This is a genomic window from Sphingobium cupriresistens (assembly GCF_004152865.1).
GTDB lineage: Bacteria > Pseudomonadota > Alphaproteobacteria > Sphingomonadales > Sphingomonadaceae > Sphingobium > Sphingobium cupriresistens.
Map to the genome: position 1 here is coordinate 39,225 of NZ_SEOO01000019.1, position 14,514 is coordinate 53,738.

Consider the following 14,514-nt stretch of genomic DNA (forward strand, 5'->3'; position numbering starts at 1 on the left):
CTCCCCTCGGAAAAGGATTAAACTTTGCGGCGGTAACGATGCGGAACGAACGGCATCGGCGCAACCGCCGCGGCGATGCGCTTGCCGCGCACTTCGATCTCCAGTTTTTCGCCGATCACGGCATGGGGCAGGCTGACCCAGCCCATCGCGATCGGTGCGGCGACGGACGGCGCGAAGCCGCCGGAGGTGACTTCGCCCACCAGCACGTCGCCAGCATAGATTTGCGCGCCTTCGCGGGCCGGCAGGCGGCCTTCGATCTTGAGGCCCACCCGCTTGGCGCCAGGGCCGTCGGCCAGTTCCTTCAGCACGCGGGCATGGCCGATAAAGCCCCCCTCCTCGCGACGGCGCTTCTGAATGGCGAAGCCCAGGTCCGCGCCGATCGTGCTGACCGAGGGCGAAAGGTCATGGCCGTAGAGCGGCAACCCCGCCTCCAACCGCAGCGAATCGCGCGCGCCCAGGCCGATCGGCTTCACCTGCGGCAGCGCGCACAGCGCATCGGCCAGAAGGGTGACGTCATCGGCGGGGATGCTGATTTCGAACCCGTCCTCGCCGGTATAGCCCGAACGGCTGATCCACAGCGGAACGCCGCGCCAGATGAAAGGTCCGGATTGCATGAACAACAGGTCGGCGGTTTCGGGGATGAGCGTGGCGAGCGCCTCGCCCGCTTCCGGCCCCTGGAGCGCCAGCAGCGCCTGGTCGGCCATGTGGTTCATGACGACCGCGTCGGGCAAATTTTCGATCATCCAGCCGATATCGTCATATTTGGTCGCGCCGTTGACAACCATATAGATGGCCGCGCCGTCGAACGCCTCATCGCCCAAGCGCGACACCATGAGATCGTCCAGGATGCCGCCCTCCTGATCGAGCAGCATCGAATAGCGCTGGCGAAAGGGCTTCAGCCCCTTGATATCGCTGGGCAGCAGATATTCCAGCGCGTCATCGACGCCGTCGCCGGAAAAGCTGAGCTGGCCCATATGACTGACGTCGAACAGGCCGGCATGTTCGCGAGTCCAGGCATGTTCCGCCATGATGCCTTCATATTGGATCGGCATGTGATAGCCAGCGAAGCCGACCATCCGCGCGCCACGGGCACGGTGCCAGGCATCGAGCGGCAAGGCCTCCAGCGGCAGTTCCTCTGCGATTGTGGCGATATCGTCATTGCCGGACATGAAGCGTCCTTTCCGTGCGGGGTTGATGGCGACCGATGCAAAGGCCCGGAGTCGGACCTGTCTTATCTGCCACCCCCTCTGTCACGGAACCTGAGAGCTTTGACCAGCGGCCTTGCGGCCACATGGCTTACCCCTTCGGTGGGACAGTCATGCGACTGTCCGCTTTCCAGAGTGCCTTGCGCGCGATGCGGTCCTTTGACCTGAGAGATTCCGGGGCGGTTGCTCCTTCGGTGACGGGGTGGCCTCCAAGGCTTCCCATGCTCTCCCGCATCATGCCCGACGAACGAATCCGCCGGAGACCTGTCCGCATTGCGTCAATCGCAGGGGCGCGTCAATCGGCCAGCGCCATCGCCCCATAGATTTCCGCATGGCGCTTTTCGGCGTAACGGTCGGTCATGCCGGCGATGAAGTCGGCGATGTGGCGGCTGCGGGTGGGTTCCTGCCCGACGCAGTCGTCACGCCATTCGGGCGGCATGAGCGCGGGATCGGCCTGATAGGCGCGAAACAGGTCGGTGACGATGACGCGCGCCCGGTCGGCGGCGGCGAGCTGTTCGGGATGATGATAGAGGGTGGCGTACATGAAACGCTTGAGGTCGCGCTCCTGCGCCGCAAGGTCCGGCGAGAAAGCGACCAGGGTGCGGCCGAGCGCGCGGACATCCTCGACCGTCTCCACGCCCGATGCGGCGATGTTGGCGCGGGTCGATTCGATCAGGTCGGTGGCCATCACGCCGATCTGCTCGCGCACCAGCTCGCGCAGCAGCCGGTCCTCCGCCACGTCGGGATAGCGTGCGCGCACGCGGTCCCAGCAACCGCGCACGAAGGGCACCTCCATAAGCTGCTCCAGCGTCAGCAGCCCGGCGCGCAGGCCATCGTCAATATCGTGATTGTCATAGGCGATGTCGTCGGCAATCGCCGCCAGTTGCGCCTCCAGCGAGGCATGGCTGGTCAGGTCGAGCGGGAAGAGCGCGTCCAGTTCGCGCATCGCCCAGCCGGGCTTAGCGATCGGGCCATTATGCTTGGCCAGCCCTTCCAGCATTTCCCAGCTGAGGTTGAGGCCGGCAAAGCGCGGATATGGGCTTTCCAGCAGCATCAGCGTGCGCAGCGTATGGGCGTTGTGGTCGAAGCCGCCATGATCGTCGAGCGCGACCTCCAGCGCATCTTCACCGGCATGACCGAAGGGCGGATGACCGATGTCGTGGGCGAGGCACAGCGCTTCGGTCAGATCCTCGTTCAGCCCCAAAGTGCGCGCGGTGGTGCGGCCGATCTGGGCAACCTCCAGACTGTGGGTCAGGCGGACGCGGAAATGATCGCCGTCAGGCGAGACGAACACCTGCGTTTTGTGGCGCAGGCGACGGAAGGCGATCGAATGGATGATGCGATCGCGGTCGCGCTGGAAGACGTCGCGCGGTCCGCGCATCTCGCCGCCCGCTTCGGGATGGAGGCGGCCGCGGCTGGCGGCGGGATGGCAGGCATAGGGGGCGAGGATCGTCATGACGGCCCTCTTAGAGCCTTCTCCAGTTAGCCGAAACAGCCGACTGCAAAATGCTTATTCGCCCCCAAGCTTCTCCACGACCTCCCCTGCTTCGCTTTTCCAGGCGAAGGCGTCGGCGCCGTCGGCCTTCAGACTGGCCTCCAGTTCCTTGGCGCGGGCGAAGCTGGCGAAGGGGCCGACCAGCAGACGATTCGTCCGCCCCCATCCGGCGCTCCAGCCGTCCTGTCGGGACAGAATCGTATATTTTTTGCGCAGATTGTTCATGGTGAAGCCCAGCGCCGACTTGCTCTGCCCCACTCCGACCTGCAGCCAGTTACGCGAGGGATTGTCGGCCAGGCGCTTCTTCTCCTCGGCGTCCTTCTTCGCCTTGGCGTCGACGTCCGCCTTGGCCTTCGCGGCCGCCTCCTTCTTCGCCTTGTCGGCGGCGGCCTTGGCCGTGGCCTGTCGCTCGGCGCGGCGGGCAGCCTGGATCGCGGCGATTTCGCTGAGGTCGACAGCGGCGACGCTCGACTGACGCTCGGCTTCGGGCACATCGATCGCGCGGATGATGTCCGCCAGCGTGCGGGTGGCTTCCGGGTCTGGTTGAGGCGCCGAGGGCGGCGGCGCGGCGGGGAGCGCCTGCACCATAGCGGCAGGAGGCGCGGCGGCAGGCGCACTCGACACGGCAGTTGCGGACGGAACCGATGCCTGGGCCAGCGCGATCGCGTTGAGTTGCGACCCGGCGTTGGCGGGCGGCGGCGCGCGATCGATCGAATCGAAGCCCGGTGCGGGCGGTCCCTGAACGGTGGCGTTGGGCGTAGCGGGCGATGCGGATGCCTGACGAACAGGCGCCGGTTCGGGTGGGGCGGCTACGGACGAAGGGGGCAAAGGCTGCACGACCGGGGACGGTGGCGGCGCGCTGGGTTGCTGCCGCGCAGGTGGCGGGGTCGGCGTGGGTTCCGGCGCGGACTGGATCACCTTGGGCGGCGTCGTCTGGGCCTGGGCCAACCGCGGCTGGGCAGGACGACGGGACGCCGCAAGCCCTTCGGCGCGGGCAAGGCGGGCGGCTTCGCGCTGCTGGCGGCGCTGTTCGGACCGGCTGAGCGGCTTGGTCTTGGCCGGAGTGGCGGAGGCGACGGCGACCGGCGCTGCGGCGACGGCGATGCCGGGCGCAGGCGGGGTCGGCGTGATCGCGGCGATGCTGGCGCCGATCTGCGCCGGGAAATGGCCGAAATGCACCGCCGCGGCCTTTTGCGCGGCGGTCAGATAGGGCATTTTCTGCATATAAGGCGTGATGGCGGCGGCGAGTTGCGCGGGCATGGTCTGTTCCGCCACCTTCTTCGCATCGGCCTGCTTGTTGTTCATCGCAAGGATGAACGCGCGGTAACGCCAGGCGGCGCGGTCGCTCTTGTAGAGCAGCGGTTCGAGGATCTTGTCGGACGCGGCCACCTGCCCCGCGATGCCGAGCGAGGCGGCGTAGCGGCGCACCGTTTCGTCATCATTGGGGGTGCGTGCAAGCGCGGCCTGATAGTCGCGCTGAGCGCCGGCCTGATCGCCGGTCATATCACGCGCCAAGCCGCGGTCGGACAGGATCGTGGCGTCGGGATAGCCCAGCCGCCCGGCCTGGTCGAACAGGCGCAGCGCTTCGGCCGGGTTTTGCAGCTTGAGCATCACCCGCCCCAGTCCGGCCTTGATCCGGCCATTGCCGCTTTCGATCGCGTCGGCACGGGCGAAGAAGCCGGTGGCCGCGCGCGGATCGTCCAGCGCCAGCGCCGCCTCCCCCGCGCCGATCAGCGCGACCACGTCGCGCGGGTTGGACGCGAGGCGCGCCAGATTGCTGTTGAGGTCGGCGGCGCCAAGCGGGCGGACCAGTTGCGATTGGTCCAGCTGCGCGTGCGCAGGGGCCGCGAGCAGCAGCGCGCCCGGCAGCCAAAGACCGAGAATCCATGGAGAAGTGCGTGTCACATCCGCGCCTTAGCCCATCCCAGGATGAATGGGAAATTAGCCCAACGAAAAAGCGCGCCGGGTCGCCCCAGACGACCGACAGCGCGCTTTTATCCTAGCCGCGACACAAGTCGCGCGCCCATTCCGCCTTACTGGTTGTTCTGGCGATTGAGGAAGCGGGGGATGTCCACGCCCGGCGCGCCGTCGTCCGCAGCGCCCGGCGCCTTGTCCGTGCCGCGGGTCAGGCCCGCCATCCGCTCGAACAAGGTGCCGCCGGTGGCGACGCGCGGTGCGGGCGCGGCGGGGGCAGCCGGTTCGGCGCTGTCTGCGCCCAGGATCAGTTCGTCTTCCGCCGGATCTTCATCGGAAAAGACCGCCGCCGGTTTAGGGGGGGCGAAGGCTGCGGGTGCGGCAACCGGCTGTGCCGGCGCCGGCGCGGCTGGCACGTCCAGTTCCAGCGTTTCGGGCTGCGGCGCAGGCGCCGGGGCGGGCGTCGGCGCAGGAGCTGCGACAGGCGCGGGTTGTTGCGCGACGGGCGCGGGCTTGGGCGCTGCGGCTTGCGGCACGGACACGGAGGGACGGTTGGCGAAGCTGAAGGGCTGAGTCAGCGGCGCGGCATGGTTGCCGATGTCATTGTCGATGCCGGTAGCGACCACCGACACGCGGATCTTGCCGTTGAGATTGTCGTTGAAGGCGCTGCCCCAGATGATGTTCGCGTCCGGGTCCACCAGTTCGCGGATATGGTTGGCGGCTTCGTCCACTTCCATCAGGCGCATGTCCTCGCCACCGACGATCGAGACGATCACACCCTTCGCGCCGCGCATCGACACGCCGTCGAGCAGCGGGTTGGCGATCGCCTTTTCCGCGGCCTGGAGCGCCCGGCCGTCGCCTTCGGCTTCGCCGGTGCCCATCATCGCCTTGCCCATTTCACCCATGACCGAACGGACGTCGGCAAAATCCAAGTTGATGAGGCCGGGCATGACCATCAGGTCGGTGATGCCGCGCACGCCCTGCTGCAGCACTTCGTCCGCCATCTGGAACGCTTCCTTGAAGGTCGTGTTCGGGTTGGCGATCAGAAAGAGATTCTGGTTGGGAATGACAATCAGCGTGTCGACATGCTTTTGCAGCTCGTCGATGCCGCTTTCCGCAGACTTCATGCGGCGATTGCCTTCGAAGGTGAAGGGCTTGGTCACGACGCCAACGGTCAGGATCCCGCGTTCGCGGGCCGCCTTGGCGATGACCGGCGCTGCACCTGTGCCGGTGCCGCCGCCCATGCCGGCGGCGATGAAGCACATATGCGCGCCTTCCAGCGCCTGTTCGACCGACGCGATGGTTTCCTCCGCCGCCGCCTTGCCGATTTCAGGGCGCGAACCAGCGCCCAGTCCTTCGGTGATTTGCGGGCCTAGCTGGATGCGGCGTTCGGCCGGCGATGCATTGAGCGCCTGCGCATCGGTGTTGGCCACGATGAAGTCCACACCCTCGACATGGGCGGCGATCATGTTCGCGATGGCATTGCCGCCCGCGCCGCCGACGCCGATCACCGCGATCCGCGGCTTCAGTTCGTCCACATGCGGTGGGCTGATTTCAATGCTCATAAATAGTGCTCCCTCAGCTTCCTCGTCAGGAAGCAACGCCGTCATTAAATGTTAACACCAGAAAATAGGGGATTTCACCACCTAATTTCGTCTTCGTCCAATTTCGTTCAATAGTTTGTCTTCATCGCACGCATCATGCGTTGCCACCAGAGCGGGGCGCCCAGACGATGCACCGTTTGCGGCGCGGGCGCCATCGTGCGGAGATCAACCGGGTTGGAAGCGCCGTAAAGCGCGAGTCCCGCCAATGTCGCGAAGGCGGGCCCACTATGCGCTTCGGGCATCGCAGACAAGCCCCTGGGTCGCCCGATCCGCACGGCGCGGCCCAGCGCGCCCTGCGCATAATCGGCAATGCCCTTCATTTCCGCGCCGCCGCCGGTCAGCACCACCTGCCGCCCGGTGGAGTTAAAGCCCATGCCGGCCAGCGCTGCATTCACTTCGGTCATGATCTGGTTCAGTCGTTCGCAGATGACGCCGACCAGCGCGGCGCGGGTGATCTTGCCCCCTTCCGCGTTCGGCCCTGCGGCCTGTCCCGGCACCGCCATTTCGCCATGGGGCGGAGCGATCTCGATCATCTCGCGAAAGTCGCGAGGATTTTGCATGGCCGAGCCATAGAAGCATTTGATCCGCTCCGCCTGGCTGCGGCGGATGCCGAAGGAGGAGGCGATATCGTCGGTGATGTCCGACGCGCCCAGCGGGATCGAGTGCAGGCCGACCAGCATCCCGCCCGCATAGAGCGAGACGTTGGTGACCCCCGCCCCAATCTCCACCAGCGCGACGCCAAGGTCGCGTTCCTCTTCCGACAGACAGGCAAGGCCCGTCGCGATCGGCGCGGCGACGATCGAATTGACGTTGAGATAAGCGCCCCGCACGCACAGGTCGAGATTGGCGAGCGGCGCGCCGTCGGCCAGCACGACATGAATATCCACGCCCAGAAGGTCGGCGTGCATCCCCAGCGGCTTTTTCACCGGCACCTTGCCATTGATGGTGAAGCAGGTGGGCTGGGCATGGAGGACGATGCGGCCGTCGGGGTCGATGCCCTGCTGGCCCGTGGTCAGGAGATCGTCGATATCGGGCTGCTCGATGCGGTATCCGCCCATATCGCGCTCGACTGTGACGACGTCGCTGACCAGGCTGCCGCCCGAAAAGCTGACCCAGACATCCTCGATATTGGTGCCCGCGACCCGCTCCGCCTGCTCGATCGTTTCGCGCACGGCCAGTTCGGTGCGCTCCATGTCGGCGATGAACCCGCGCCGCACCCCCCGGCTTTCGCGCTGGCCGGTGCCCAGTATCGCCAGTTCGCCCGTGTCGGTCCGCCCCGCGATCAACGCGGACACCTTCCACGATCCGATGTCGATCGCGGTGATGAGCTTTTCGACCTTGGGCTGCGCCATGGGACTTAGCCTTCCTCGCCCGGCGTCGCGGCGGCGACATCCTTGGCCGCGCCATCCTTCGTGGCGTCATCCATCGGCTTTTCCTCCACCTGGCCCTGCGGCAGGCGCAGGACGAAGCGATCGGGATCGCGCATGTCGAATTTGACGATGCCGCGACCCAGCAGGCGATTGACGCCATCCATCCGTGCGAAATTCACCAATGCGCCCGCCGAATCCTTGTCGCCCTCCGGCAGGGAGAGCGTCTCACCCGACTGAAAGCGCAGATCCCAGCGCCGGTTCCCGACCCAGGTCGCGCCGGCCAGCATCGGCTTCAAGGCCGGGGCGTTTTCCATCAGCCGGTTGAGGCCCGCCGTCTGGCGATTGGCGTTGGGGCCGACGACCAGCGGCAGGTCGGGCATCGCGCTGGCGGACACCGACTGCAACACCACGCCCGACACGTCGATCAGGTGCAACTGGCCGCCATGCTGCCACACCGCGACAGGATCACGCTCGACGATGTCGACCACCAGCGTATCGGGCAGGCGGCGGGAAATGCGCGCATCCTTGACCCAGCCGAGCTTGAGCATCTCGCTGCGCACCCTGGACAGGTCGAGCGAGAGCATGGAGCGATCCACCTGCCCCAGCGCGATATTATAGACGGACAGTTCGTCCATCCGTTCAACGCCGCGCACTTCGACCTTGTCGACTTCGAAGCCCGCGCGCGCCGCGATGTCCGCCGCCTGCTGCCGCGCCATGCCGGGCAGGCCCATGAAGATGGCGATAGCGATGACAATCGCGCCGAAGATGCCGACGATCGCCCAACTGGCCATGCGTTGCAGCGTGGCTTCGCTGACCGGGAGCATCTCGACCAGCCGGTCCAGGCCGCTCTGGCGCTTCAAGGTCCGGCCGCGACCGCCGTTCGTGGCCCTGCCCTTTGCGCTGCTCAGTCGCGCGGTGCCGCCGCGCCTGATCCGTGCTTCAGCCATCTGTGCTTCCCCCGGCGCGGTTCAGCGCCTCCTCGACAATAGTCTCTACCAGCGTGGCATAGTCAATGCCCAGCTTCGCGGCCTGTTCGGGGACCAGACTCAAGGGCGTCATGCCCGGCTGGGTATTGACTTCCAGCAGGAACAGCCCTTCGATCCCCTGCGTGTCGTCCCAGCGGAAATCGGCGCGCGACGCGCCCTGGCAGCCCAGCAGCTGGTGGGCGCGCAGCGCGATCGCCTTGCAGGCTTCGGTGATTTCGGGCGGCAGGTCGGCGGGGCAGACATGTTCGGTCATGCCGTCGGTATATTTGGCGTCGAAATCGTAGAAGCCGCTCTTGGGGCGCAGTTCGGTGACGAGCAAAGCCTCGTCGCCCAGCACGGCGGTCGTCAGTTCGCGGCCGCGAATATAGGGTTCAGCCAGCAGTTCGGGGAAATCCTGCCACGGGCCGACGCTGTCGCGGGCGATGGGGTTGCCATAATTGCCCTCCGCCGTGACGATCGCGACGCCGACCGAGCTGCCTTCATTGACAGGTTTCAGCACATAGGGGCGCGGCAACGGATCGGCGGCGAAGAGGCTTTCGCTTTCCACGATCTGGCCGCCGGGCATGGGGATGCCGTGGGGCACGAGCGCCTGCTTGGTCAGTTGCTTGTCGATCGCGATGACCGATGTGGCGAGGCCGCTATGGGTGTAGGTGAGGCCCATCAGGTCCATCATGCCCTGCACCGTGCCGTCTTCGCCCGGAACGCCATGCAGCGCGTTGAAGATCACGTCCGCCCTGGTCTCCGCCAGGCGGGCGGCGACATTGCGGTCCATGTCGATGCGGGTGACTTTGTGGCCGCGCGATTCCAGCGCCTTGGCGACGCCCTCGCCCGACGACAGCGAGACGGGGCGTTCCGCCGACCAGCCGCCCATGAGGACGGCGACATGCCAGGGGCCACGGGTCACTTCACGATCCCGACGCGCTGAATTTCCCATTCCAATTCTATTCCACTTTTGTCTTTGACCCGGCGGCGGACTTCTTCGCCCAGCGCTTCGATGTCAGCGCTGCTGGCGTCGCCGCTGTTGAGCAGGAAATTGGTGTGCTTCTCGCTGACCTGCGCGCCGCCCAAAGCCAAACCGCGACAGCCTGCTTCGTCCACTAACTGCCAGGCCTTGTGCCCGTCGGGGTTCTTGAAGGTCGAGCCGCCCGTCTTGCTGCGCAGCGGCTGGCTGTCCTCGCGCGCGGCGGCGATGCGGTCCATTTCCGCCTGGATCGCAGCGGGTTCGCCGGGTTCGCCACGGAAGGTCGCGGACACCACGATCGCGCCATCGGTCAGGTTGGAATGACGGTAGGTATAGGCAAGGTCACGGTTCAGGAGCGTCACCTGTTCGCCCGACCGCAGCACGACCTCGCACGACAGCAATATGTCGCGCGTCTCGCGGCCATAGGCACCGCCGTTCATGCGCACGAATCCGCCGACCGTGCCGGGGATGGAACGCAGAAACTCCAGGCCCGCTATGCCCGCGTCGCGCGCGGTCGAGGAGACGAGGATGCCTGACGCGCCGCCGCCGCAGGTCAGCGTGGTTTCATCCAGCGCCATGACCTTGGCGAAGGGCTTGCCCAGCCGCACGACCACACCCGGCACGCCGCCATCGCGCACGATGAGGTTGGAGCCGAGGCCCAGCGCCATCACTGGCACGTCCGGGCCGAGCATGGCGAGGAAGTCGGACAGGTCGTCCGCATCCTTCGGTTCGAACAGCCATTGCGCCGCGCCGCCCGCCTTGAACCAGACGAGCGGGGCCAGCGGGGCGTCGGCCTTCAGCGTGCCACGAACAGGCGGCAGGGCGATAGTCGCGCTCAACCGCGCATACCCCACAGGTTCATCCAGTTCTTCATGGCCTTGAGGCCCGCTTCATTGGCCTGGGTCGCGGCCATGCTGGATTCGACTTGGCGTTGCGCGGCCTCCACCATGTCGCGCGCGGCCTCCACACCCTGCATCTGGGCGTCGATCATGCGCTTCTGCATTTCCAGGCCGACGGCGAACAGTTCGAACATCAGGCGGTTTCCTTGACCTTCGCGGAGACGGCGGCGGCCAATCCCGCCGCCCATTTGGTGATGTCGCCTGCGCCCAGGCAGATGACCATGTCGTCGGGCTGGATATCGGCCGCGACCAGCGACGCCAGTTCATCCGCATCGGCGACGGTCGTGGCATGGCGATGGCCGCGGCGCTTGAGGCCCGCGACCAGCGCGGCGCTGTCCACATCGTCGATCGGCTGCTCGCCCGCGGTATAGACGGGGGCGGCATAGACGATGTCGGCGTCGTTGAAGGCCTGCTGAAATTCATCCATCAGGTCGCGCAGGCGGGTGAAGCGGTGCGGCTGGACCACGGCGATGACGCGGCCTTTCGCGCCTTCTCGCGCGGCGGCGAGGACCGCCTTGATCTCGACCGGGTGGTGGCCATAATCGTCGATCACGGTGGCGGCGCCCCCCGCAAGCGTGATGGCGCCGACATTGGTGAAGCGGCGCTTGACCCCGCCGAACTTGGAAAAGCCGGTCTGGATCGTCGCGTCGTCAATGCCCATGTGCAGCGCGACGCCGATCGCCGCCATGGCGTTCAGCACATTATGGCGGCCGGGCATCGGCATTTCGATACCCTCGATCTTGCGCGTCGATCCGTCGCGCTCGCGCACCTGAATGTCGAAGCGGTTGCCGCCGGGGAAGCTGACGACATTGTCGCCGCGAATGTCGGCCTGGGCGGAAAAGCCATAGGTCACGATCCGCCGGTCCTGCACGCGCGGCAGGATCGCCTGCACTTCGGGATGATCCAGGCACAGCAGGGCCGCGCCATAGAAGGGGACGTTGCCGACGAACTCGACAAAGGCGTCCTTCACCCGGTCGAAGCTGCCATAATGGTCGAGATGTTCGGGATCGATATTGGTGACGACCGCGATCGTGCCGTCAAGGCGCAGGAAGCTGCCGTCGCTTTCGTCGGCCTCGACCACCATCCAGTCGCTATTGCCGAGGCGCGCGTTGGAGCCATAGCTGTTGATGATGCCGCCGTTGATGACGGTCGGGTCCACCCCGCCCGCGTCCAGCAGCGCGGCGACCATCGACGTCGTCGTGGTCTTGCCATGGGTGCCAGCCACCGCGACGGTGGATTTGAGGCGCATCAGTTCGGCCAGCATTTCAGCGCGGCGGATGACCGGCACGCGGTTTTCCAGCGCCAGCTCGACCTCCGGGTTGCCGCGCTTGATCGCGGTAGAGGTGACGACCACAGCGGCGTCGCCCAGATTTTCCGCCTTGTGGCCGATCATCACGCGGATGCCCTTGGCCCGCAATCCTTCGACCACATAGCCTTCGGCCACGTCCGACCCCTGAACGTCATAACCCAGATTATGCATCACTTCGGCGATGCCGGACATGCCGATGCCGCCAATGCCGATGAAATGGATCGTACCGATGTCCGTGCCGACACCCTTCATTTATTCTCTTCCTCGTAAAAAGATCCGTTCGGGCTGAGCCTGTCGAAGCCCAGTCCTTTCTTCAAAGGAGAAGTGCAGCCCTTCGACAAGCTCAGGGCGAACGGAGGTAGGGCGACTACAATATTCACGCCGGGACACCCTGCAAATTGAGCGTAGTGGGCGTCGGCCCGACCCGCACCGGATCGTTCATGATCGGCGCATGGCCGATGCTTTCGAGCAGGTCGGCCATGTCGCGCGCGGCATTGGGGCGACCGCAGCCGCGCGCGCGCTTCGCTGCGTTCTGGAGCGCGCCCGGCTCCAGCGCCATTTTCTGCATCTGCTTGGCCAGTTCGACCGCGGTGAAGCGGGCCTGCGGTATCGTGCGCGCGCCGCCCGCCTCTGTCATCTCCCTGGCATTGGCGGTCTGGTGATCGTCCATCGCGCTGGGCAGCGGGATCAGGATCGCCGGACGCCCGGCGCAGGTGAGTTCGGCCAGCGTCGAGGCGCCCGCGCGCGCGATCACCAGATGCGACCAGCCCAGCTTTTCGGGCACGTCGTTGAAATAGGTGGCGAGGTCGGCGGGAATTTCCATCTCCGCATAGGTCTTGCGCACGCGATCGATATCCTCGGCGCGGCATTGCTGCGTGACTTGCAGGCGGCGGCGCAATGCTACCGGCAGCATCGACAGGCCTTCTGGCACGACGCTGGAGAGGATCGATGCCCCTTGGCTGCCGCCGATCACCAACACGCGAAACACGCTTTCGTCGGTCAGCGCGGGGAAATCCTCTTCCCGCAGTTGCTTGACCTCTTCGCGCACCGGATTGCCGATCAGGTGGACCTTGGCCGCATAGCCGTCCTTGAGCCGTTCGACATCGGGATAGGCGGTGGCGATGGCGTCGACCCGGCCGGCCAGCAGGCGGTTGACCCGGCCCAGAACCGCATTTTGCTCATGGATGGCGGTCGGGATGCCATCGGCCAATGCGCCCAGCAAAGCGGGCATGGCGGGATAGCCGCCAAAGCCGACGACGGCGGTGGGGCGGAAGGTTTCGTTGAGGCGCCGGGCCATGGCGCGGCCTGCCAGGATCGCATTCAGGGCGCCCGGCCAGCTTGTCGGATTCTTGGTCATGCGGCCGGCGGGCATGATGTGGACCTGCGCCCGATTATCCGGCGCCTTGTCAAAGATGCCGGGGATTTTCGCGCCGCGTTCATCGGTGACGAGTGCGACATGATGCCCACGCGCCATCAGCTCTTCGGCGACGGCATGGGCTGGAATCATATGGCCCCCCGTCCCGCCGGCGGCGAGGACGAAGTGACGGGAAATGCTCATCGACCACTCCATTTGACGACGGTATGCCGGCCCATGAAGGGATTGCGCCGGGTAAAGGCGAGCAACAGGCCGACCCCGATGCAGAGCGCCAGCATAGAGGAGCCGCCATAGCTGATAAAGGGCAGCGTCATACCCTTTGACGGAAATATCTGCGCATTGACGCCCATATTGATGATCGCCTGCAAACCGAACTGGGTGGTGAGGCCTGCGGCGGCCAGGATGGTGAAGACATCCTCCTCATCCAGCAGGCGCAGCAGCACACGCACCACAATGGCGAGGTAGACGCAGGCGATGGCGATGCAGGCGAGCAGGCCAAACTCCTCCCCGATCACGGAAAAAATATAGTCGGTATGCGCTTCGGGCAGGCGGAACTTGTTCTGGCCGCCGCCCGGCCCTACGCCCGTGAAGCCGCCATGGGAAATGGTGCGGAAGGCAAGATCGGTCTGGTCCGGGCCGGTGTCGAGCTGGACGCCGATGCCCAGGAAGTCGTTCACGCGCTGGCGGCCATTTTCATAGAACATATAGACCGCGATCAATCCGACCAGCGCCACCCCGCCCATTGCGCCGATGAAGCGCATCGACACGCCGGACAGCAGCAGCAACACGCCAAGGCAGGCGGCGAAGATGACGGTCTGGCCAAAGTCGGGCTGGCGCATCAGGATGATGGCGATGAGGCCAGTGACGCAGAAGCTCAAGGGCACGACCGGCAGGCTCATATCCTTGGTCCGCAGCGACAGCAGCCAGGCCAGCGCCACGACGAAGACCGGTTTCAGAAACTCCGACGGCTGGAAGCGGAAGCCGGGCAGGTCGATCCAGCGCTTGGCGCCGTTCACGGTCGATCCCAGGAGCGGCACGAACAGCAGCATGATGAAGAAGAAGGCGCAGCCGAATATCGCCAGCCGCCGCGCCTGCGGCCGGGGCAGCATGGAGATGACCAGCATGATCGGCAGGCCGATGAAGACCCACATCAATTGACGGTAGAAATAGATCAGCGGATTGACCGCCACCGACGCCGTCGACCGGTCGATCGCAGCGACGGGGGAGGCTGCGGCGACCGCGACCAGACCGATCGCCATCAAGGTGACGATCAGCGACAGGAGAACACGATCGATCTCCCAGAACCAGATGGCGAGCGCCGTCCGTTCGCGCGGCACGGTGCGGGTGCGGAAACCCTTCACCAGTTCGCCAGCCTTGAACATCCGTGTCGTCCCTT

Annotated in this window: 12 protein-coding genes and 1 riboswitch; all 12 genes read right to left on the reverse strand. The window is 66.0% G+C overall.

What is annotated here, in order from left to right:
- Nucleotides 1-17 precede the first annotated feature (17 nt).
- Entirely contained in the window at nt 18-1,169 is a 1,152-nt protein-coding gene (gcvT, locus tag EWH12_RS12615) for a glycine cleavage system aminomethyltransferase GcvT (protein ID WP_129926802.1), read from the reverse strand.
- Between the two features lie 178 nt (nt 1,170-1,347).
- Nucleotides 1,348-1,447: riboswitch (glycine riboswitch) on the reverse strand.
- Between the two features lie 53 nt (nt 1,448-1,500).
- On the reverse strand, nt 1,501-2,661 hold the full coding sequence (locus EWH12_RS12620) for a deoxyguanosinetriphosphate triphosphohydrolase (RefSeq protein WP_129926803.1): 1,161 nt from the start codon (nt 2,659-2,661) through the stop codon (nt 1,501-1,503).
- Between the two features lie 54 nt (nt 2,662-2,715).
- Nucleotides 2,716-4,605 carry a tetratricopeptide repeat protein gene (locus EWH12_RS12625; protein WP_129926804.1) on the reverse strand — a complete coding sequence of 630 codons (1,890 nt, stop codon included), beginning with the start codon at nt 4,603-4,605 and terminating at the stop codon, nt 2,716-2,718.
- 128 nt (nt 4,606-4,733) lie between these two features.
- Nucleotides 4,734-6,179 (reverse strand): cell division protein FtsZ, encoded by a 1,446-nt coding sequence (gene ftsZ / locus EWH12_RS12630; protein WP_129926805.1) that lies wholly within the window; start codon nt 6,177-6,179, stop codon nt 4,734-4,736.
- A gap of 107 nt (nt 6,180-6,286) precedes the next feature.
- Complete coding sequence (gene ftsA, locus EWH12_RS12635; RefSeq protein ID WP_088184765.1) at nt 6,287-7,570, reverse strand: cell division protein FtsA; 1,284 nt, start codon at nt 7,568-7,570, stop codon at nt 6,287-6,289.
- Nucleotides 7,571-7,575: 5 nt separating this feature from the next.
- Entirely contained in the window at nt 7,576-8,535 is a 960-nt protein-coding gene (locus EWH12_RS12640; protein WP_242496041.1) for a cell division protein FtsQ/DivIB, read from the reverse strand.
- Complete coding sequence (locus EWH12_RS12645; protein ID WP_066604109.1) at nt 8,528-9,478, reverse strand: D-alanine--D-alanine ligase; 951 nt, start codon at nt 9,476-9,478, stop codon at nt 8,528-8,530. Before EWH12_RS12645 ends, EWH12_RS12640 begins: the two co-directional genes overlap by 8 nt.
- Nucleotides 9,475-10,389, reverse strand: coding sequence for a UDP-N-acetylmuramate dehydrogenase (gene murB / locus EWH12_RS12650; RefSeq protein ID WP_066604111.1), 915 nt, complete (start codon nt 10,387-10,389; stop codon nt 9,475-9,477). Before murB ends, EWH12_RS12645 begins: the two co-directional genes overlap by 4 nt.
- Nucleotides 10,371-10,568 (reverse strand): hypothetical protein, encoded by a 198-nt coding sequence (locus EWH12_RS12655; RefSeq protein WP_129926806.1) that lies wholly within the window; start codon nt 10,566-10,568, stop codon nt 10,371-10,373. Before EWH12_RS12655 ends, murB begins: the two co-directional genes overlap by 19 nt.
- A complete protein-coding gene (murC, locus tag EWH12_RS12660) occupies nt 10,568-11,995 on the reverse strand; it encodes a UDP-N-acetylmuramate--L-alanine ligase (protein ID WP_129926807.1) in 1,428 nt (475 codons plus the stop codon). Before murC ends, EWH12_RS12655 begins: the two co-directional genes overlap by 1 nt.
- A 124-nt stretch (nt 11,996-12,119) precedes the next feature.
- Nucleotides 12,120-13,301 carry an undecaprenyldiphospho-muramoylpentapeptide beta-N-acetylglucosaminyltransferase gene (murG, locus tag EWH12_RS12665; RefSeq protein ID WP_066604115.1) on the reverse strand — a complete coding sequence of 394 codons (1,182 nt, stop codon included), beginning with the start codon at nt 13,299-13,301 and terminating at the stop codon, nt 12,120-12,122.
- Nucleotides 13,298-14,500: an FtsW/RodA/SpoVE family cell cycle protein gene (locus tag EWH12_RS12670; RefSeq protein ID WP_129926808.1), complete on the reverse strand. Its 1,203-nt coding sequence runs from the start codon at nt 14,498-14,500 to the stop codon at nt 13,298-13,300. Before EWH12_RS12670 ends, murG begins: the two co-directional genes overlap by 4 nt.
- Nucleotides 14,501-14,514 lie beyond the last annotated feature (14 nt).